This window comes from Streptomyces massasporeus, from assembly GCF_014648995.1.
GTDB lineage: Bacteria > Actinomycetota > Actinomycetes > Streptomycetales > Streptomycetaceae > Streptomyces > Streptomyces massasporeus.
Genome location: NZ_BMSE01000011.1, coordinates 94123 through 114128, shown reverse-complemented (window position 1 = coordinate 114128; position 20006 = coordinate 94123). Strand labels below are relative to the sequence as shown.

Genomic DNA, 20006 nt, shown 5'->3' with positions numbered 1-20006 from the left:
CACGGGCTACACCGCCTCAGCCACCCCTGTGAGCAGCACCATCCCCGAGTCCCCGTAGTCCGGCAGGGTCGGGTCCATGTCGATGTGGGTCACGTCCAGGTCCCGGGTCAGGGGCGTGAAGACCTCCGTGACGGTCGCCGGGCTCACCGGACAGCCCGGCCAGCGGGAGGCGGGTCCGATGCGGTACGTCGGCATGTTCTCCATGAACGCGGCGACCAGGTGGCCGCCCGGCCGGGCGGTGCGGACGAAGGTGCGGCAGAGGTCGGCGAACTCGGCGAAGTCCTCCGTCACGCTCTCGGCTACGAAGTGCATGGAGGCCAGTTCGTACGCGCCCGGCGGCAGCTCCCGGACGTCGGCGTGCACGATGTGCACCGGGGCCAGCGCACCGGCCAGCGTCGCGGGCACCTCGGGGTTGAGCCGCCGGCACAGCTCGTGGAAGGGCAGCCAGCTCGCGTCCAGCCGGTGACAGATCTGGTCCTCGAGGTAGGAGACGTTGCCCGCTCCGGCCTCCACGGCGTCGATCCTGCGGCAGGCGGCGGACGCGAGCATCAGCGGGTACAGGTTGGGGCCCGCGCCGAACTCCACCGAGCGGGCGATCCCGCCGGGTGGCAGGCCCCGGTAGAACCCGGAGTGGTGCGCGATGACCGCCGCGTCCGAGGCGTGCACTTCGCGGTAGTTCTCCGCGAGGTAGTCGGCGACCGGCCAGCGGTCCCAGTCCACATCGTCGTTGTGCGTCGTCATGGCCGGCTAGCCCTTCAGCCGCAGCGGGAAACGCTCGGACAATCGGTTGAGGGTCCCGTTCAGGTGGTCGATGTCCTCGTCGGAGTTGAGGGCGGTGAGCTGGACGCGGAACCCCACCCGGTCGCGCGGGACCAGCGGGTAGGCGGCCAGCGTCACGTAAACGCCCTCCTCCCACAGGAACGCGGCGACCGCGTCCAGGTCGGCCGGGTTCGCCAGCGGCACCTCCACGATCGGCAGCCGGTCCGAGTTGAGGGTGCTCACCCCCATGCCCTCCAGGTGGTCGAGCACCCGGACCGTCTTGCGGTACAGGTCGGCCCGGATCGCGTCACCCCGGCGCTCGTTGACGTCCAGCCCGGCGAGCGCGGTCGCCAAGGACGCCGTCGGCGACGGCCCCGAGTACAGATAGGGCGCCGCCGCGGTCTTCAGCCGGTTCTTGAGCTCCGACGGCAGCGCGAGGAACGCCAGCAAGGACGAGTACGCCTTCGAGAATCCGCCCACGAGCACGACCCCGTCGTACGACTCCCCGGTGTGCCGCACCACGCAGTTGCCGCGCATGCCGTACGGGCACGTCTCGGCCGGGTCGCGCTCCCCGATCACCCCGAAGCCGTGCGCGTCGTCCACGTACAGCGTCGCGCCCTCGGAGCGGCACACCGCCGCCAGGGAGGGCAGGTCGGGGATGTTGCCGCTCATGCTGTTGACGCCGTCAAGGCACACCAGCCGCGGTGTCCCCGGCGGCACCCCGGCCAGCTGGGTGCGCAGGTCGTCGAGCCGTTCGGCGTGGAAGCGGTGCAGGGTCGCGCCCTGGGCCCGGGCGGCCACACAGCCGTCGTACACCGTGCGGTGCGCGGTCGCCTCCACGAAGACATGGCCGTCCTCGACGATGGCCGGGATCACCGAGGAGTGGACCAGCGTCAGTGTGGGCAGCAGCAGCGTGTCCGGCGCGCCCAGCAGTGCGGCGAGCCGCTCCTCGATGTCGGGGTACAGGCGTGGGCTGCCCAGCAGCCGCGACCAGCTGGGGTGCGTGCCCCACTGGCGCACAGCGGGATCGACCGCGTCCATGATCTCCGGGTCCCAGTCGAAGCCCAGGTAGTTGCACGACGCGAAGTCGATCAGCCAGTGGTCGCCGCTGCGGATGTGCCGGCCGCGGACCTCGTCCAGGACGGCGTCGCTCATCGGGCTGGTGCGCCGCAGATGCTCCAGGTCCGCCCAGCGCGCCTCCCGGCGTCCCCGGGCGGCGTCGATCCGGGGCCGCGGAGTGCGGGCCGGCGCGAACGGACGGACGGTCGGCTCCCGCAGCACCTGCGCACTCTGCTGCACCGTCATCGGCCGGGCGAACAGGTACCCCTGCCCGAACCGGCACCCCATCCCGACCAGCAGATCCCGCTGCGCGGTGTCCTCGATCCCCTCCGCGATGACCTGCAGGCCCAGCGTGTCCGCGATCCGCACGATGCCCTCGACCAGGGCGACCTGCTGGGCGTCGCGCGCGATGTTGTCGATGAACGACTTGTCGATCTTCAGCACGTCGATGGGGAAGTCCTGCAGGTAGCGCAGTGAGGAGAAGCCGGTGCCGAAGTCGTCGACCGCGATGTGCACCCCGAGTTCCTTCAGCGTGGACAGCACCGTCTGGAGCCGGTCGTCGCGCTGCAGCAGCACCGTCTCCGTCAGCTCCAGTTGCAGCGATCCCGGTTCGAGGCCCGGTGTGCTCAGCGCCTCACCGACCTGTTCGATGAACCCGGCGTCGCGGAACTGACGGGCGGAGACGTTCACACTGACGTACGGCGGCCGGGCGGGGCCCGGCAGCCGTTGCAGTCCCACGATGTCGTTGACCGCGTTCTCCATCACCCACGAGCCCAGCGCGGCGATGTGCCCGGTCTCCTCGGCGAGGCTGATGAACTGGTGAGGGGCGACGGCAGGCCGGCGCTCGTCCGGCCAGCGCACCAGCGCCTCGAACCCGACGACCTCGCCCCCGGTGATGTCCACGACCGGCTGGTAGCGCAGCCCGAACGCCTTGTCGGCGACCGCCTGGGCAAGCTGGGTCTGCAGATCGTGCCGCTCGACCATGCGGCTGCGCAGCAGGGGCTTGAAGCGGCGCCACTGCCTCTTGCCCGCCGCCTTCGCCGCGTACAGCGCGAGGTCGGCATGGCCCAGCAGCTGCTCCGCGTCCGTGCTGTCACGTGCCGTGGCCACGCCCACACTGGCCGACACCGTCACGGACTCGTCGGCCAGATCGAACGACCGTCCCAGCGTCTGGATGACCTGCGCCGCCAGCAGCTCGGCGTCCAAGGGCTGCTTGGCGTCCTCCATCAGTACGGCGAACTCGTCGCCACCGAGCCGGGCGGCGGTGTCGGTGCGCCGCAGCGCCCGGGAGAGCCGGTTGCCGACGGCGACCAGCAGATGATCGCCCGCCCGGTGCCCCATGGTGTCGTTGACCAGCTTGAAGTCGTCGAGGTCGATGAAGAGCAGACAGGTCAGGGCCGACTCGCGGCGGCCGCGCAGCAGGGCGCGCTCGATCCGCTCCAGCAACAGGGTCCGGTTGGGCAGCCCGGTCAGGGAGTCGTGGAAGGCCCGCTGTGTCAGCTCCTGCTCCAGGCGCCGCTGCTCGGTCACGTCCCGCAGCGTCACCACCAGCCCGGACACGGTCCGCTCGTCCCGGAAGTCGCTGAACCGGACCTCCACCTCGACGCGCCCCTCCTGGCGCCGGACCCACCAGTGATCGTGCCCGCCGCGCGCGCCTCGCTCCCGTACGGCGGTCAGCTGCCGAGCGGCCCGCTGCCGGTCACTCGGATCCACCAGGTCCGGCAGCGACACGCCGAGGAGCTCGTCGGTGCCGAAGACCGTCCGCGCGGACGGGCTGGCGTACCGCACGGTGTCGTCGTCCTCCAGGATCAGGATGACGTCGGCGGCGTTGCGGACGAGCGTGCGGAAGTACGCCTCGTTCTCCCGCCGGACCACCTCCTGGCGCAGCGCGACGCGCTCCATGGCCAGGCCCGCGTGCGAGGCCAGGATCTCCAGGGAGCCCCAGGTCTCGTTGAGCTGCCGCTCGGGGGCGGCGACCAGCAGGATGCCCGGCACCGCTCCGGTCGGACGGTCCGGCTGGGTCATGGGGCACGCCAGGACCGACGGCAGGCCGTCCAGCCCGGCGGCGACCGCGGGGCCGAGGGCGGCCGGGCTCACCAGCCGGGTGCCGCGGGTGCCCAGATCCGGTGCGTGCTCCGTCGGGAGCAGCATGGTCCGATGCGGTATCTCCGGGCCCATCAGCCGGTCGACGGCCTCGCGGCAGGACTGGTCGACCTCCTGCTGCCGGAAGGCGGAGACCAGCGACGCGGCCGCTCCCCGCAGGGCCAGTTCGCGTGTGACGGCGTGGCGATGGGCCACGACCATCCCCGCCAGCCGCAGGATCACCAGGAGGAACAGCACGCCCGAGAAGACCGCGATCACGGCGGCGTCCCGGGTCTGACCGCTCAGCCCCTCCCAGAGCAGGATCCCCGGCGCGATGAATGTGGCCACGGCGAGCATGACCAGCCGGCGCGGCGGCGGCAGCAGGGACTCCCGCTGGGGCACGGAGGCCGTCAGCTCGACCATGGACGGATGCAGCGCCGCCAGGCCCCAGGCGGTGTAGAAGGCGACCCAGCCGAGATCCAGGAAGCTGCCGGTCTCCCACACGTCGTACAACTGCAGGATCCCGTAGGCGATGTCGGTGACGAGCAGGGTCACCGTGCCGGCGACCAGCAGCCGTACGGCGCGATTGGAACCGTCGAGCGGGCTGGGGGTGAGCAGCCGGACCAGCAGGGCCAGTACGAGGATGTCGCCGAGGGGGTAGGCGATGCTGATGGCCCTCTGCTGCCAGGTCATGCCCTGCACCACGGTCAGCGGTTGCACCAGGTACACCCACACGGGCAGCGCGAGGCCGGCGGTGACGATCAGCGCGTCGAGCAGGCTCGGCAGGTCGCGGTCGGCCCACCGGTGGCGCACCAGCCCTGACAGGCCGATCGCGATGAGCGGGTACATGGCCAGGTAGCAGGCGTCGGCCGGGGAGGGGAACGGGTTGGAGGCTCCCAGGTACTGCTCCATCACGAAGTAGTACGTGTCGCCCGCGATGAAGACGAGCAAGCCCGCTGCCAGGACCCACCAGGGCCACTGGTGGGCGGGCCGGTAGAGGCGGGTGCCGATCAGGATGGCGGCGACCCCGGCCAGCCCCATCACGGCCCACATCACGGGAACCATCACCGGGACGGTCATGTACACGACGGTGACGACCGCGACCAGGGTGATGTAGACGGCCATGAGCCGACGTGCCGGCAGCGAGGACATGTGCCTCCCCCCGTCGGGGAGACCGGGGCGTACGCCTGGTCTTACACCTGGTCCTGTTGGTCCAATCGGAATCGATCGTAGGTTCGTCCGAGCGGCCCTGCATCTCGGGCGCGTGCCCCGCAGGGCGGCATCACGCCTCCCGAACCGGTGTCTCAGACGCGACCGCGGTGAAACCTGAGGTGCAACTCCCTGATCTGCTCGGCCAGTTCGGGTACCGGACCGTCCACGGTCACCCCGGGTGCGACCTCATGCACGGGGAGTGCCCGCACCGGCGGGGCGGGGACCCCCAACTCCGACAGCCATGAGCCGAGTTGCTCGGACGAGGCGACGTAGACGATGCGGCCGAGGCCGACCCAGGCGTGCGCGGCCGCACACATCGGGCAGTGCTCGCCGGAGGTGTAGACCGTGGCGGCCACCCGCTCCCCGGGTGTGAGGTGCGCCGCGGACCAGCGCGCCAGCTCGAACTCGGGGTGCCGGGTGCGGTCGCCCGAGGCCACGCGGTTGTGGTCCTCGGCGAGGACGGTGCCGTCCCCGCCCACCAGGACCGACCCGAACGGCTCGTCCCCGGCCTCCAGGGCCTCGGCGGCGAGTTCCACGCAGCGGCGCAGATGCGGCAGTTCCGTGTCCTTCACGACCATGGGCCGGCCTTTCCCGTGACGACGTGATCAACAGGAGCCTATGGTGCCGCGACACCGGGACAAAGGAACGGGGCTGCCGGGCCGGGGGAGTGCCGCCGTGCCGGAAAACCCTTTGCCATACGGCCCGGCGGCTGCTGAGGTCTGTCCATGGATCATGCCGAGCTGCTCACCCTGTTCGACCGCGACCTGCGCGAGGGAGCGCGGCCGGACGGTCCCGACGCCCGTGTCGAGCGGACCGGCGGCGTCGTCCGCCAGGTCGCCCCGGCGCCGGGCTGGAACGGCGTGCTGTGGTCCGCCCTGGACGAGGCCGGAGCGGACGCGGCGATCGCCGGGCAGATCGGCCACTACACCGGGCTCGGCCTCGACTTCGAGTGGAAGCTGTACGGGCACGACCGGCCGGCGGACCTCGGGCGGCGGCTGCGCGCGGCCGGGTTCACCCCCGGGCCCGAGGAGACGCTGATGATCGGAGAGGCCGCCGGTCTGGCCCGCGACGCCGCACCGCCCGAGGGCGTGCGCGTCGTGCAGGTCACCGACCCGGCGGGCGTCGATCTCGTCGCCGACGTGCACGAGAAGGCGTTCGGCGCCGACAGCTCCTGGCTGCGCCACCAGCTCCTCGCCCGGCTCTCCGACCCGGACAGCGTGGTCGCCGTCGTGGCGATGGCCGGCGACGAGCCGGTGAGCGCGGCGCGCATGGAGCTTGTGCCCGGCACGCCCTTCGCCGGTCTGTGGGGAGGCGGCACCGTCCCGGGCTGGCGCGGCCGCGGCATCTACCGCACCCTGGTGGCCCACCGGGCTCACGCCGCGGCGACCCGCGGCTACCGCTACCTCCAGGTCGACGCCTCCAGCCAGAGCCGGCCGATCCTGGAACGGCTCGGCTTTCTGTCGCTGACGACCACGACGCCGTACGAGTACGCGTCCTAGCCGAGCGTGGATGCGGGTGTGACCTCACCTCTGTGTGGTGGTGATGTCCCAACCTCTGTGTGGTGGTGATGTCACATCCGCGCCCACCCGGTCCGTCGCACTGACATGACGACGAACCACACGAGCCAGAGCATCCTCCTCGCCGGCGCGAGCGGCGTCCTCGGCAGGCACATCGCCCATGCCCTGACCGACGCGGGCCACAAGGTCACCGGCCTCGGCCGGAGCGGGGACAACGGCATCCGAGCCGACCTCATGGACCGCGACGCGCTGCTGGGCGCGGTCGACGGTCACCGCTTCGACACCGTGATCCACGCCGCGACCGCCCTGCGCAAGCCACCCATGCGCGACAGCGACATGTACGCCACCGACGCGCTGCGCATCGAGGGCACCGCCCACCTGGTCGAGGCCGCCCGCGCCTGCGGTGCCCGCCGCTTCGTCGTGGAGTCGATGGTCTTCGGATACGGCTATGGCGACCACGGCGACCGCCCGCTCACCGAGGACGACCCCTTCGGGCCGCCCGGCCGCACACCACGGCTGGAACGGCACATCGCGGGGATGCGGACCAAGGAGCGGCTCGCGTTCGGCGCGGAGGGGCTGGAGGGCATCGCGCTCCGCTTCGGCTGCTTCTACGGCCCCGGCGGCACCGACGCCCTGTTGCCCCTGCTGCGCAAGCGGCAACTCCCCGTGCCCGGCGACCGGGGCCGCGTGCTGCCGTGGGTGGAGCTCACCGACGCCGCCCGCGCGGTGGTCGCCGTCGTGGAGCGCGGCCGGCCGGGGCAGGCCTACAACATCGCGGACGACACCCCGACGGGGTTCCGCGCTCACGTCGAGGCCGTGGCCCGGACCTTCGGGCTGCCCACGCCGATGACCGTGCCGCTGTGGCTGATGACGCCCATGTCGTACGCGCACACCATGATGGCGTCCCGGCTCCGCGTGTCCACCGCCAAGGCGGGGAGCGAACTCGGCTGGAGGCCGCTCTACGCGTCGAGCGGCGAGGGGCTCGCCGCGATGCGGTCGGCGAGCCGCAACTGAGCCCCGCACCGTCGGCGAACCGCCGCCGAGCCCCGCGCGGTCGGCGGACGTGGCGCGGAGGCCTTCGGGGGCCGAACAGGCGCGGCGGACGTGTCAGGGGCCGATCGGCGTGCCCGACCTGAACGGGCCGGTCCGGGACGCGGACCGGCCCTCGGCTCCTTTCCGGCGGGCGCTACGGCCTGGGCGAGGCCTTCGCCGCCGTTCCGGCGCACACCAGCCCGAGGATCACGGTCAGTGCACCGATGATGATGTTGTTCCACACGACACCGGCGTCCGGGCTTTCGCCGACGACCCACGGTGAGATGATCATCCACGCCCCGAGCGCGCACATGGCCCAGCTCAGGCCGTACATGCGCTCCGGAGCGCGAGTGAACCCGAGCGCCAGCAGGCCGATCGCGATGCCCATGATCAGGTTGTGGGTCACGAGGGCCGGCTGGCTGGTCGTGTAGTGGACGATCCACGGGGAGGCGGCGCAGTACAGACCGAGCAGGAACACCGGTCCGTCCACGAGCGCCACATCGCGGCCGCCGAGCACGCGGGCGTACCGGTCCCGCATCTCTGAGGCATCCGGGTGGCTGGCGATATCACCTCTGGTGGGCGAGACGTTGGCCATGATTCGTCTCCTTCATGGTGCAGGGCGACCGCGTCTGGTGGGGTATGCGGTAAACGCCGCGTAAGCGTCATTCTGCGCTTATCTTCCCTTTATGTGTAGAGGTCGGCGGAGGGTACCGGGATCTACCCGGCAGTACATGTCCGGGCGGATCGGGGGCATCCGCATGCGTACGACAGCGACCGATCGACGTCGCCCCGGCGGGCGGCGCGGGACAGGGGAGGGCAGCGGACGTGACTGCGGCCATCAGTGCGAAGGTGTTGGAGCGGTTCCCGGCGGGGTCTCCGCGCGGATCGTGGCCCGCGGAGGAGTACGCGGCACGCCGCCGCGCCGAGGGCGAACCCGCCACCGTCGTGATGGATCTGGAGTCGGACGCCTTCCTCGTGGTCGTTCCGGCGGACGGCGACTGAGGCGGCGCCCGCCCGCACCGCACAGAGATCCGCGCCCTCGGGCCGTGCCGAACCGAGCCGGCCGAACCGGGGGCGCACGCAAGCCTTTCCGGGCCGCCTTTCGTGAAATGGCCGGTCCGGGATACGAGATGAGCCGCTCATTCCTTGACGGCCCTCGACATCCACTGCCACGATCCATGGCATGACCATGCGACTGGACCTCACGCGGCGACGCCACGTCGACCTCGCACGCGTCTCCAGCGCTTCCTGTCGCGCCGCAGCCTGAGTCCTTCGGCTCGCCGCTTCCTCACACCGCCGTTTCCGCCGTCCGTCGGCCATTGCCGTGCCGACGGGATGCGATGTGCGGTGAACTCCCCTCACGCCTGAATTCGGCGCTTCGGCACGCCCTTTCACCTGCGTGCCCCCGAATTCGGCGATGCCCGCGCAGTCGCGCCTCATCCCGGAAAAGAGTGCCCATGGCCACCGTCCTGTCCGTCTCCGGCAGCCCGTCCGCCTCCTCCCGCACCAGCCGACTGCTGCGCCACCTGGACAAGCGGCTGGCGGCCCAGGGGCATGACGTGATCCCGCTCGACGTCCGCACCATCCCCGCCGAGGCCCTGCTCGGCGCCGACTTCCGCCACCCCGCGATCGTCGAGGCCACCGAACTGTTCGCGCGGGCCGACGGCGTCGTCGTCGGCACGCCCGTCTACAAGGCGTCCTACTCCGGTGTCCTGAAGGCCCTGCTGGACCTGCTCCCGCAGTACGCCCTGACCGGCAAGACCGTCCTGCCGCTCGCCACCGGCGGCAGCGTCGCCCATGTGCTGGCCATCGACTACGCCCTGCGCCCGGTGCTCAACTCCATGGGTGCGGCCCACATCGTGCAGGGCTGGTTCACCCTCGACAAGGACCTCACCGTGCAGGACGACGGGTCCCTGACCGTCGCGCCGGCCGCCACCGAGGCGCTGAGCCAGGTGGTCGACCAGTTCTCCGCGGCGCTCGGCCGCATCCCGCTGCTGGCCGTGGCGGGCTGACACCCCGCACCGACGCGCCACCGCGCGTACTCCTCGATCGGAGACCTCGTGTCCCTCACGTTCCACTGGTTCCTGCCCACCAACGGCGACAGCCGCCATGTCGTCGGTGGGGGTCACGGCACCCCGGCCACCGCGTCCGGGCGGGACCGGCCGCCGACGGTCGCCTACCTGAGCCAGATCGCCCGGGCCGCCGAGGAGGTGGGTTTCGCGGGTGCTCTCACACCCACCGGCGCATGGTGCGAGGACGCGTGGCTGACGACGGCGATGGTCGCCCAGCACACCGAACGCCTGAAGTTCCTCGTCGCCTTCCGGCCGGGCCTGATCTCGCCCACCCTCGCCGCGCAGATGGCGGCCACCTTCCAGCGCCAGACCGGCGGACGGCTGCTGCTCAACGTCGTCACCGGCGGTGAGAACAAGGAGCAGCGCGCCTTCGGCGACTTCCTGGACAAGGACGGCCGGTACCGCCGCACCGGTGAATTCCTCCAGGTCGTACGGGAGTTGTGGCGGGGGCGGACCGTCGACCTGCACGGCGAGCACGTCCGGGTGGAGGACGCGGCGCTGGCCCGGGTGCCCGACCCCGTGCCCGAGGTCTACTTCGGCGGCTCCTCACCCATCGCCGGTGAGATCGCGGCCCGGCACGCCGACGTCTACCTCACTTGGGGGGAGCCGCCCGCTCAGGTCGCCGAGAAGATCGCCCGGCTCCGGTCGCCGGCCGCCGCACAGGGCCGCACCCTGCGCTTCGGCATCCGGCTGCACGTGATCACCCGCGACACCGCCGAGCAGGCCTGGGCCGAGGCGGACCGGCTGCTCGACGAATTCGACCCGGAGACGGTGGCGGCGGTGCAGGCCGGGCTCGCCCGCAGTGAGTCCGAGGGGCAGCAGCGCATGCTCGCCCTGCACGGCGGCCGCCGTGACCGCCTGGAGATCCATCCCAACCTGTGGGCCGGCATCGGCCTGGTGCGCGGCGGGGCGGGCACCGCCCTGGTCGGCAGCCACGACGAGGTCGCCGAGCGGATCAGGGAGTACCACGCCCTGGGCATCGACGAGTTCGTCCTCTCCGGCTACCCGCACCTGGAAGAGGCCTACTGGTTCGGCGAGGGCGTACTGCCACGCCTCGCCGCGCGGGGACTGTGGCGGCATCCCGCGGGCCGGGAGGCCGCTCCCGTCGCTCCCGCTCCCTTCGTACCGGTCGCGAGCTGACATCTCGCGGATCGCACGCAAAGATCAACCCTGGCACGGGACTTGGGCGTCCTGGTCAGCGAGAGGGCGGGCCCACCGACCCCCTCGGTGACCAGGAGGCCATCATGAAGCAGCGCGCCGCACGCACCGTCTCGATCGCCCTGGCCGTGGCACTGTCCGCCGGTACGGCGGCACTCGCCCCGGCAGCGCAGGCGGCGGAACCGACGCAGGGCCACGAGGCCACCCGGACCGCGTTACGCGCTCTCGTCGAGAAGGGCGGCCTCCCCGGAGCGGCGGCCACCGTCCGGGACACCCAAGGGAGTTGGTTCGGGCGGGCCGGTCACGCGGACACCGGCACGGGCCGCAAGCGGACGGCCGGCGAGCACTTCCGCGGTGCCAGCATCACCAAGACGTTCGTCGCGACCGTCCTGCTCCAACTGGAGGCGGAAGGCAGACTGGACCTGGACGACACGGTCGAGCGATGGCTGCCCGGCCTGGTGCGCGGCAACGGCTACGACGGCAGCAAGGTGACGCTGCGTCAACTCCTCAACCACACCAGCGGCATCGCCAACTACACCGACGACCCCGACTTCATCCACGACACCGCAGGACCCGGCTTCCCGGATCACCGGTACGACACCTATCAGCCCGGGGAACTGGTGGCGATCGCCCTGAAGCACCCGCCGCAGCCCGGCCCGCAGGGTGAGCCCTCGTACTCCAACACCAACTTCGTCCTTGCGGGCATGGTGATCGAGAAGGCGACGGGACGCTCGTACGCGCAGGAGATCACCCGTCGCATCATCCGGCCTCTGAAGCTGCGCGGGACGTCGTTCCCGGGCACGGCACCCGAGATGCCGAAACCGCACCCCGTCGGCTACTCGCGGCTCCACCAGGACACCCCCGACGCCGAGATCCACGACGCCACCGAACAGAACATGACCTGGCTGGGCGCGGCCGGTGACGTCATCTCCACCAGCGGCGACCTCAACCGCTTCCAACGGGCCCTGGTCAAGGGCGACGTGCTGCCCCCGCGGCAGACGAAGGAGATGTTCGACGAGGTCCCGGCCGGGCACGGCATCGGGTACGGACTCGGAGTCGAGTTCGCGCAGTTGTCCTGCGGTGTGAAGGTCGTCGGCAAGAGCGGCCGCACCAACGGCTCACTGTCCGCGATGGTCGGCACCCAGGACGGCGAACACCAGCTCACCTTCAACATCAACGGCGACTGGCTCCCGGACTCCTCGCTCTATGTCGACGTCATCGAAGCCGAGTTCTGCGGGAAGGCCCCGTCCCGGACGGAACGGGCACCGGCCGCGCCCCGCCTCGGCTAGCCCGACGCCAGCGAGGCGAGGTGCGTCCGGCGTGCCTCGGCCGTCTGGCCCTGCACCAGCAGGAACATCCCCTCGCGCGCCAGCCGTTGCGCCCGGTTGTCGAGGGCCATGGAGCGGCCGCCCCCGGCCACGATCGCCGCGGTCGTGGCCGCGCGCAGGAGGTCGAACGCCCGTGTCTTCACGGCCAGTCGTTCCGGGACGGAGTCCTGCGGGGCGGGCCGGTCGGCCAGGGCGTAGGCCTCCTGCTGTACCTCGTCGAGCCGGGCCCGCAGCGACCGGGCCGTCTCCCGGCCCTCCGGGGTCTGCGCCACCAGGTCCAGCGCCGCGTCCGCCACCCCGAACACGGCCGGACTGGCGTTGGCGGCCCGGGGGAGGTCGACCAGGGCGAACTCCTCCTGCGAGGTGCGCAGCACGACGGACTCGTCCGGAACCCACAGGCCGTCCAGCTTTAGGGACACCGTACGCGCGGCGGTGAGGGCCGCGAGCCGCATCGGCGCCGACGGTGTCAGCCCCGGCTGCGCGCGGGCCTCGGCGAACACGAACACCACCTCGGCCGAGTCCGTCACCCCGGCCAGCAGCATCACGTCGTTCAGCCCCCAGCCGGTGTACCAGGGCACCCGGCCCTCGAACCGCCAGCCGCCCTCCTCGGCGACGGCCCGCACGGGCACCCGGGGGAAGGCACGGACGTGGGCGAACGCGATGCCGGCCATCAGCTCGCCGGTCGCCAGCGGGCGCAGCAGCTTCTCCCGGACGGGGGAGTCGTAGGTGGCGAGCAGCTTCACCGGTGTGTGGTGCTGTGTCTGCACGAACCATGTGGAGCAGCACGCCCCGGCCAGGATCTCCGCGGTCTCCCGCGCCACGGCCACGGGCGCGTCCGCCCCGCCGTACTCCCGCGGCGCGACCACCCCCAGCAGCCCTGCCCGCTTCACCGCCTCGACATGGCTCGCGGGCACCCCCTCCTGGTCGACGAGCTCGGCCCGCGGGACGAGGAGATCGTGCGCCAGTCGCTGTGCGCCGGTGACGAGGGGATGGGGTGTGGTGGTCATGGGAGGAATTCTCGCGGTCGAGCGGGGCGGGGCGCTGATCCGGGGGCGTGTCGTCGGCCGGCCCGGCGCCTAGGGGCGCGCCTCCAGTTCCGTGAGCACGTCGAAGTCGAGCCCGTCGGCCCGAGCCAGGTAGATCCGCTGGCGCACATGGGCGTCGCGCAGGTGCAGCAGCCCGCGCGGGCCCTCGTACCACACCGCCCCCGCCCCGGCGGCCGCGCCGATCGCCGAGACGTCCAGCGTGCCGGCTCTCTTCAGCAGTGCGGCCAGCAGCAGCACACCCTCGTAGCAGGACTCGCCGAGGCTGCCGAGGGCGGGTGCCTGGACGCCGTAGCGGGCGGCGTACTGGCCATGGAAGTCGAGGGTGTCGCGATTGGCCAGCGAGGCGAAGAACCCGGCCGTGCTGTAGAGGTCCTCGGTGGCCTCCGGGCCGCTCGCCACCAGCATGTTCTCGTCCATCAGCGTGCTCAGCCGCAGACAGCGCTCGTGCAGGCCGTACGCCGCGAACGCCCGGTTGAAGCGCACCGCGTCGCTGCCGACGAGCAGCATCAGCACCGCGTCGGCGTCCGAGCGCTCGACGCGGCGCAGCACCGGCTCGAAGTCGTGGGTGCCGAGCGGCAGATACGCCTCACCGGCGACGCACCCGCCGCGGTCCCGGGCGTACCCGCGGGCCGAGCGGGCCGTGTGCCGCGGCCACACGTAGTCGTTGCCCACCACGAACCAGCGCCGCACTCCGCGCTCGTGTGCCAGCAGATCCATCGCCGGCCGGAGCTGGTCGCGCGGGGTCTCACTGGTCAGGAACACCCCCGCCGTGTCCTCCCCGCCCTCGTACAGCGCGGTGTACACGTAGGGGACGCGGTGCGCGATCCGTGGTGCGAGCGCCCGCCGCACGGACGAGATGTGCCAGCCCGTGACGCCCTGCACGGCGCCCAGGTCCACCAGCGCCTCGACCTCGTCGGCGATGTCGTGCGGCGCGCCCGAGCCGTCGACGGGCACCAGCCGGAGCTGCCTGCCGAGCACGCCGCCGTCCCGGTTGACCTCCTCGGCGGCCAGCCGCGCACACAGCTCACACGTGGGCCCGAAGATCCCGGCCGGCCCCTGCAGCGGGAAGACGAGGGCCACGCCGAACACGGAGTCGTCGGCCGTGAACCACTCGGGCCCGGGAAGGTCGCGCCGGAACATGGCGTCATGATTCCGGCTGCGGGGGACGAACTCCAGTGCGTCTCCTACGATGGACACCCCTCGGCACCTAGGAGAGCAGGGATGCCCAGCCCCACCCCGCCGCGTCGGCCCGACGACCTCGTGCAGTTGCTGACGCGGGCCGAACGACTCGCGGCGCGCCGGTTGCAGGGTGTGCTGGAGGCGGAGGGCTGCTCGCTGGACGCGTGGCGGGTGCTGGCCTCGCTGTCGGACGGCGAGGGGCACCACATGACGGGGCTCGCGGAAGCCGCCTTCCTGCCGCCTCCGACGCTGACCAAGCTGGTCGACCAGCTCGTCGACCAGAACCTCGTGCACCGCAGGGTCGATCCGTTCGACCGCCGCCGCATCCTCGCCCATCTCACTCCGCGCGGCCAGGAGTACTGGCAGCGCGTCGACCAGGCGGTCCGCGCCGCACGGCCCTCGCTCGGCGAAGGCGACGACGACCTGCTGCGGTCCCTGCTGAACCGGCTGGCGGCGACGCTGGAGGACCCGGCGCACGTGTGAGCGCTCCAGGACGCCGGACGGCACGAACGGGTCGCCGATCGCGCCGAGCCGATCGGGGGAATGACGGGCCGTCAACCAGCACGGACACCAACAGGTCTATACCTGACTGGTCTACACCCTTGACTGGTACAGACCAACGCGGTTGAGTGTGGCTCCACAGCCCCCCACCACGGCCGCCCCCACGCCGTGACCGGACCCCCCGGTGCGTGCGGTCGAGGGCCCGCTTCGCCCTGCCCTCGTCAGGGTGCGGCCGTGCTCCGCGAAGGAGTTGAACCCGTGTCGAGACGCCGTATCTCCGCAGTCCTGGCCACCCTCGCCCTCGCCGGCACCGCGCCGGTGCTCCTGCCCGCCTCGAACGCCTCGGCCGCCGCCTGCTCCAGCTACCCGAACTGGACGGCCGGGACGTCGTACAACGCCGGCGACATCGTCCGCTACACCGACGGCAAGGCGTACATCGCCGAGCACGCCAATCCGGGCTACGACCCGGTCATCAGCACCTGGTACTGGGAGCCGTACGCCTGCGACAGCGGGCCGGGCACGCCCAACGCGCGCTTCGTCGTGAGCGAGGCGCAGTTCAACCAGATGTTCCCGAACCGGAATTCGTTCTACAGCTACAGCGGCCTCACCGCGGCCCTGAGCGCCTACCCCGGCTTCGCCAACACCGGCAGCGACACGGTGAAGAAGCAGGAGGCCGCCGCCTTCCTCGCCAACGTCAGCCACGAGACCGGCGGTCTGGTGCACGTGGTGGAGCAGAACACCGCCAACTACCCGCACTACTGCGACTGGGGACAGCCCTACGGCTGTCCGGCCGGACAGGCCGCCTACTACGGGCGCGGCCCGATCCAGCTGAGCTGGAACTTCAACTACAAGGCCGCGGGCGACGCGCTCGGCATCGACCTGCTGAACAACCCCTGGCTGGTGCAGAACGACTCGGCGGTCGCCTGGAAGACGGCCCTGTGGTACTGGAACACCCAGACCGGCCCCGGCAGCATGACCCCGCACAACGCCATGGTGAACGGCGCCGGGTTCGGCCAGACGATCCGCAGCATCAACGGCTCCCTGGAGTGCGACGGCAAGAACCCGGCGCAGGTGCAGAGCCGTGTGAACAACTACCAGCGGTTCACGCAGATCCTCGGGACGTCCCCCGGAGGCAACCTGTACTGCTGACGCGGGACCGTGCGGCGTGGTGTCATGCGGGATGTCATGAACCTGACGGTTGACCGAAGGGCATCCCTCATGCGCCTACGCACCCCCCACGCCCTGCTCGCCACGGCCGCGGCACTGGCCGCCGCGGTCGTGGCCCCCCAGCCCGCTGCCGCCGCCGTTCCGGCTCCGGGCCCGTACTACGTCCAGAGCGCCACGACCGGGCTCAACGCGGCCGACAACGGTGGCGCGGTCGAGCAGCGCAGACCCCGCGGCAACGAGGACCGCCAGCAGTGGCAGTTGAAGCCGAGCGGGTCCTCCTACCTCCTGGAGAACACCGTCGCGCCCGGCAGCTGCCTCGGCCGCAGTGGCGACCAGGCCGCGACCGTCGCCTGCGCGAGTGGCGACGCCGGGTGGGAGATCGACCCGATCGGCGCCGACCGCTACACGCTCAAGGTCCCGGGAACCACCCGCCACCTCACGGTCGCGCCCAAGCCGTCCGGCGCCACCTACCCCGCCCGGCTCGCGCTCGGCGGATCCGGCGACCTCGCCGCCTGGTACCTCACCCCGGTCACGCCCGCCACCAACCCCATGCCGCCGCAGGACCGGCGCACCCTGGACCAGGTCACGTTCCTCACCACGCACAACGCGTACGCCAACGGCGTCGACGGCGGCTTCGCCCCGCCCTTCGTCAACCTCGTGCCCAACCAGACCCGCGGCATCGAACGTCAACTCGCCGACGGGGTCCGCGGATTCATGCTGGACATCCACCAGACCCCCGACGGCGCGATCCTCTGCCACAACAGCTGCACCCTCGTCAGCAGACCCGTCGCCCTGTGGGTCGACCTCCAGCGCATGGTCGACTTCCTGAAGGCCCACCCCGACCAGTTCGTCACCGTCTTCCTGGAGGACTACGTCGATCCGGCCGTCCTGCGCGCCGAACTCGCCCGTGTCAACGGCCTGTCGGACGTGCTCTACCGGCCCGATCTCACCGGCGTGCGGCAGAACGGCTGGCCGACGATGACGGAGCTGGCCGCCGCCGGCGACCGGCTGCTGATCTTCACCGACCACAGCCGCTCCGCCGACCAGGCCGCGGGCCTGACCCGGGACAGCTTCGGCGTCATGTACCAGCCCGAGTGGACCGTCGAGAACTACTGGTCGATGGGCTCGGGCCTCGGCACCTCCGACTGGTCCTGCTACAGCCGCTGGTACGGGGCCGACACCAACATTCCGCTGACCCGCACCGAACCGGGATTCCGCCCGCTGTTCGTCATGAACCACTTCCGTGACGTCCCGCTCACCGGCACGGCCGGCACGGACAACACCAAACTCGCCGACCGCGCCCAGAGGTTCTGCCAGCCGGCCGCCCGCAAGAAGCCCAACTTCCTCGCCGTGGACCACTACGACCGCGGCAACCCGGCCTCCGCCGTCACCACCCTCAACGCGTACACGTATCCGTAAACCGGCTTCGCCGGCCCGCGTGCCGTGTGTGAGACTCCGCCGATGAGCTCACAGACGATCACCGCGGAGAACGCGGGCATCTGGAAACTCGGCGACCTGCCCGTCCACCGCCTCGGCTTCGGCGCGATGCGGCTGACGGGCAGCGCCGCCTTCCACCACGGCACACCGAGCGACCGCGACCGGTCGATCGCCGTCCTGCGCAAGGCGATCGACCTCGGCGTCAACCACATCGACACGGCGGCCTTCTACTTCTCGTCGCTGCGCTCCGCCAACGAACTGATCAACAGCGCCCTCGCGCCCTACCCCGACGACCTGGTCATCGTCACCAAGGTGGGCCCGTACCGTGCCTACGACGGGGAGTGGGGCACCTCGGCCCGCCCCGAGGACCTGCGCGGCCACGTCGAGGAGAACCTGCGCCAGCTCGGCCGCGACCACCTGGACGTCGTCAACCTGCGCCGGATGCCGAAGTACGACTCCATCGCCGAACACTTCGGCGCCCTCGCGGAGCTGCGCGAAGCGGGCCTGATCCGCCACCTCGGCATCTCCAACGTCACACCCCGCCATCTCGCCGAGGCCCAGGCCATCGCCCCCGTGGTCTGCGTCCAGAACCGGTACGCCCTCGACCGCCCCGACCCCGACGGCGACGTACTTCTCCGCGTCTGCGGCGAGCAGGGCATCGCCTTCGTGCCGTTCTACGCCGTCGCCGGCGAGGCCGCCGAGCAGGGTGCCACCACGGCCCACGACGAGGGCGTCCGCGCCGTGGCCCGGGCCCATGGCGCGAGCCCCGCCCAGATCCGCATCGCATGGACCCTGCACCAAGGTCCCCACGTCCTCGCCATTCCCGGCACCGGCAACCCCGACCACCTCACGGAGAACGTGGCGGCGGGCGCGATCCGCCTCACGGACGAGGAGCTGGACCGGCTCGGCAGGGCACACCACAAGGCCTGTTGACGGCGTCTACACGGCCCAGACACCCTCCCGCATGAGATGCCTGCGGGGCAGTTCCCGCACTTCGCACCACGCCTGCACCGCGCGCGGCCGCACCTGGAAGAACGCGTACGACGCGTGGTCCTCGCGCGGATCCCAGCCGGTCTTCACACGGAACGCCTCAGCGGCCGCCGACGGAACCTCCCGCATCGGGTGGGTCCGCACCTCACCGTCGACGAGCACGACGTCCCGGGTGTCCCCCAGGGCCAGCCGGGCGTGTCGGCCGTCCCGCAGATTGCGGCCGGTGGGATTGGTCAGCCGGGTGCACAGCCACACAGCCTCGTCGTGCCACACGAACCACAGCGGGACCAGACACGGCACCCCTTCGGCATCCGCCGTCGCGACCCAGATGTCCATCTCCCGCTCCAGCCGGCCCAGCAGGTCCGCCTTCCGCTGCTCGGGGGTGCGGGGCGGCTCAGTGATCTTCATGGAGGGGACGCTAGCGGCCGGAGGGGGCGAGGCGCCTCCGGCCGCAGTCCTAGGCCCGGGGCCTAGGTCGTGTCCGCAAAGGCCCGCCTGCCCCGCGCGAACGCAGGGACTTCACGGACACGACCTAGTAGCTCTGGTCGAGGTACTGCGCCACGCCCTCTCCGAGCGACCAGTCCGCCGACTCGTTCTCCGTCAGGACGACGAACACGTTCCGCGGCTCCGTGCCCGCGTACGCGTGGGCCAGCTCGGCGATCCTCCGGTGGAGCGCCTGCTTCTGCGTGGGCGTGCGGCCGGACCGCAGAGTGATCGCGACGTACACGATGCCGTCGTCGCGGTGCACGCCGAGGTAGTCGTCGTGACGCAGGGTGCCGCTCGTGCCGTCGTGGTCCGTCAGCACCTGGAACCGGTCGTCGGACGGAATGCCGATGGTCTCCGTCAGGGCGTCGTGCACCGCCCGGCCGAGAGCGGCGAGGCGCTCGGGACCGGCCCGGAGCGTGTCGATGCGGACGAAGGGCATGAGGCCTCCCAAAAGTCGGTGATCGCGAATGTACATACTAGTAGTTACAATCCCGACTCGGAAGTCGGCCACGCAGTTGGCATCCCCTGAGTTTTACGTATAACCTCTCCGGTCAACCGCCCGCTCCGAGAGGCCCCGATGAGACGCATCGCCCTGGTCACCCTCGTCGTCGACGACTACGACGAGGCGATCCGCTTCTACACCGACGCCCTCGGGTTCCGGCTCGCCGAGGACGCGCCCCGGCCCGACGGATCCCGCTGGGTCGTCGTCGAATCGGGCGCCCCGGGAACCGGCACCGGTCTGCTGCTGGCTCGTGCCAAGGGAGAGGACCAGGTCGCCCGGGTCGGGGACCAGACGGGCGGCCGCGTCGGCTTCTTCCTGCACACCGACGACTTCGCCCGCGACCACGCCCGCATGACCGCCGCGGGCGTCACCTTCCTGGAGGACCCGCGGCACGAGCCCTACGGCACCGTCGCCGTCTTCCAGGACCTGTACGGCAACCGCTGGGACCTGCTCCAGCCCGCCGGCTGACCCCTCCCCAC

General features: G+C 71.6%; 20 protein-coding genes. 12 read left to right on the top strand and 8 right to left on the bottom strand.

The window, feature by feature from the left end:
• Nucleotides 1–6 precede the first annotated feature (6 nt).
• The 3 genes from IE153_RS23850 to IE153_RS23840 form a co-directional block, all read right to left on the bottom strand.
• Complete coding sequence (locus tag IE153_RS23850) at nucleotides 7–741, bottom strand: class I SAM-dependent methyltransferase (RefSeq protein WP_189591855.1); 735 nt, start codon at nucleotides 739–741, stop codon at nucleotides 7–9.
• 6 nt (nucleotides 742–747) lie between these two features.
• Nucleotides 748–5025 carry an aminotransferase class I/II-fold pyridoxal phosphate-dependent enzyme gene (locus IE153_RS23845; RefSeq protein ID WP_189591999.1) on the bottom strand — a complete coding sequence of 1426 codons (4278 nt, stop codon included), beginning with the start codon at nucleotides 5023–5025 and terminating at the stop codon, nucleotides 748–750.
• 179 nt (nucleotides 5026–5204) lie between these two features.
• The gene (locus IE153_RS23840; RefSeq protein ID WP_189591854.1) at nucleotides 5205–5690 is read right to left on the bottom strand and encodes a nucleoside deaminase; all 486 of its coding nucleotides are present in this window, start codon (nucleotides 5688–5690) and stop codon (nucleotides 5205–5207) included.
• A 147-nt stretch (nucleotides 5691–5837) separates the two neighbouring features.
• Here IE153_RS23840 and IE153_RS23835 point away from each other — a divergent pair, with 147 nt between their 5' ends.
• Together IE153_RS23835 and IE153_RS23830 are read left to right on the top strand one after the other, a co-directional pair.
• Complete coding sequence (locus IE153_RS23835) at nucleotides 5838–6611, top strand: GNAT family N-acetyltransferase (protein ID WP_189591853.1); 774 nt, start codon at nucleotides 5838–5840, stop codon at nucleotides 6609–6611.
• A 105-nt stretch (nucleotides 6612–6716) separates the two neighbouring features.
• The gene (locus IE153_RS23830) at nucleotides 6717–7643 is read left to right on the top strand and encodes an NAD-dependent epimerase/dehydratase family protein (RefSeq protein ID WP_189591852.1); all 927 of its coding nucleotides are present in this window, start codon (nucleotides 6717–6719) and stop codon (nucleotides 7641–7643) included.
• A 172-nt stretch (nucleotides 7644–7815) separates the two neighbouring features.
• On the opposite strand, the gene IE153_RS23825 is transcribed toward IE153_RS23830, so the two are convergent.
• Nucleotides 7816–8256: an SPW repeat protein gene (locus IE153_RS23825; protein WP_189591851.1), complete on the bottom strand. Its 441-nt coding sequence runs from the start codon at nucleotides 8254–8256 to the stop codon at nucleotides 7816–7818.
• Between the two features lie 242 nt (nucleotides 8257–8498).
• Between IE153_RS23825 and IE153_RS23820 the strand changes: the two genes are divergently transcribed.
• From IE153_RS23820 to IE153_RS23805, 5 genes are all read left to right on the top strand, one after another.
• Nucleotides 8499–8663 (top strand): DUF8839 family protein, encoded by a 165-nt coding sequence (locus IE153_RS23820; protein WP_491588370.1) that lies wholly within the window; start codon nucleotides 8499–8501, stop codon nucleotides 8661–8663.
• Nucleotides 8664–8844: 181 nt separating this feature from the next.
• On the top strand, nucleotides 8845–8928 hold the full coding sequence (locus IE153_RS42760; protein ID WP_350710819.1) for a putative leader peptide: 84 nt from the start codon (nucleotides 8845–8847) through the stop codon (nucleotides 8926–8928).
• Between the two features lie 190 nt (nucleotides 8929–9118).
• Entirely contained in the window at nucleotides 9119–9673 is a 555-nt protein-coding gene (gene ssuE / locus IE153_RS23815; RefSeq protein ID WP_189591850.1) for an NADPH-dependent FMN reductase, read from the top strand.
• Nucleotides 9674–9721: 48 nt separating this feature from the next.
• Nucleotides 9722–10873, top strand: coding sequence for an LLM class flavin-dependent oxidoreductase (locus tag IE153_RS23810; protein WP_189591849.1), 1152 nt, complete (start codon nucleotides 9722–9724; stop codon nucleotides 10871–10873).
• A gap of 104 nt (nucleotides 10874–10977) precedes the next feature.
• Nucleotides 10978–12180: a serine hydrolase domain-containing protein gene (locus IE153_RS23805; protein ID WP_189591848.1), complete on the top strand. Its 1203-nt coding sequence runs from the start codon at nucleotides 10978–10980 to the stop codon at nucleotides 12178–12180.
• Here the strand turns inward: IE153_RS23805 and IE153_RS23800 are convergent.
• The gene (locus IE153_RS23800; RefSeq protein WP_189591847.1) at nucleotides 12177–13226 is read right to left on the bottom strand and encodes an acyl-CoA dehydrogenase family protein; all 1050 of its coding nucleotides are present in this window, start codon (nucleotides 13224–13226) and stop codon (nucleotides 12177–12179) included. The genes IE153_RS23805 and IE153_RS23800 overlap by 4 nt on opposite strands.
• Before the next feature lie 69 nt (nucleotides 13227–13295).
• On the bottom strand, nucleotides 13296–14405 hold the full coding sequence (locus IE153_RS23795; protein WP_189591998.1) for a substrate-binding domain-containing protein: 1110 nt from the start codon (nucleotides 14403–14405) through the stop codon (nucleotides 13296–13298).
• A gap of 81 nt (nucleotides 14406–14486) precedes the next feature.
• Here IE153_RS23795 and IE153_RS23790 point away from each other — a divergent pair, with 81 nt between their 5' ends.
• The 4 genes from IE153_RS23790 to IE153_RS23775 all read left to right on the top strand — a co-directional run bounded on the left by IE153_RS23790 (nucleotide 14487) and on the right by IE153_RS23775 (nucleotide 18482).
• A complete protein-coding gene (locus IE153_RS23790; RefSeq protein ID WP_189591846.1) occupies nucleotides 14487–14927 on the top strand; it encodes a MarR family winged helix-turn-helix transcriptional regulator in 441 nt (146 codons plus the stop codon).
• A 276-nt stretch (nucleotides 14928–15203) separates the two neighbouring features.
• Complete coding sequence (locus IE153_RS23785) at nucleotides 15204–16094, top strand: glycoside hydrolase family 19 protein (protein ID WP_189591845.1); 891 nt, start codon at nucleotides 15204–15206, stop codon at nucleotides 16092–16094.
• A gap of 69 nt (nucleotides 16095–16163) precedes the next feature.
• The gene (locus IE153_RS23780) at nucleotides 16164–17531 is read left to right on the top strand and encodes a phosphoinositide-specific phospholipase C-related protein (protein WP_189591844.1); all 1368 of its coding nucleotides are present in this window, start codon (nucleotides 16164–16166) and stop codon (nucleotides 17529–17531) included.
• Nucleotides 17532–17573: 42 nt separating this feature from the next.
• Nucleotides 17574–18482 (top strand): oxidoreductase, encoded by a 909-nt coding sequence (locus IE153_RS23775; protein ID WP_189591843.1) that lies wholly within the window; start codon nucleotides 17574–17576, stop codon nucleotides 18480–18482.
• A 6-nt stretch (nucleotides 18483–18488) separates the two neighbouring features.
• On the opposite strand, the gene IE153_RS23770 is transcribed toward IE153_RS23775, so the two are convergent.
• Nucleotides 18489–18947, bottom strand: a complete 459-nt coding sequence (locus IE153_RS23770; RefSeq protein WP_189591842.1) for a pyridoxamine 5'-phosphate oxidase family protein — start codon at nucleotides 18945–18947, stop codon at nucleotides 18489–18491.
• Between the two features lie 124 nt (nucleotides 18948–19071).
• Nucleotides 19072–19464, bottom strand: coding sequence for a tautomerase family protein (locus tag IE153_RS23765; protein WP_189591841.1), 393 nt, complete (start codon nucleotides 19462–19464; stop codon nucleotides 19072–19074).
• A gap of 138 nt (nucleotides 19465–19602) precedes the next feature.
• Here IE153_RS23765 and IE153_RS23760 point away from each other — a divergent pair, with 138 nt between their 5' ends.
• Nucleotides 19603–19995, top strand: a complete 393-nt coding sequence (locus IE153_RS23760; protein ID WP_189591840.1) for a VOC family protein — start codon at nucleotides 19603–19605, stop codon at nucleotides 19993–19995.
• The last annotated feature ends 11 nt before the right edge of the window (nucleotides 19996–20006 follow it).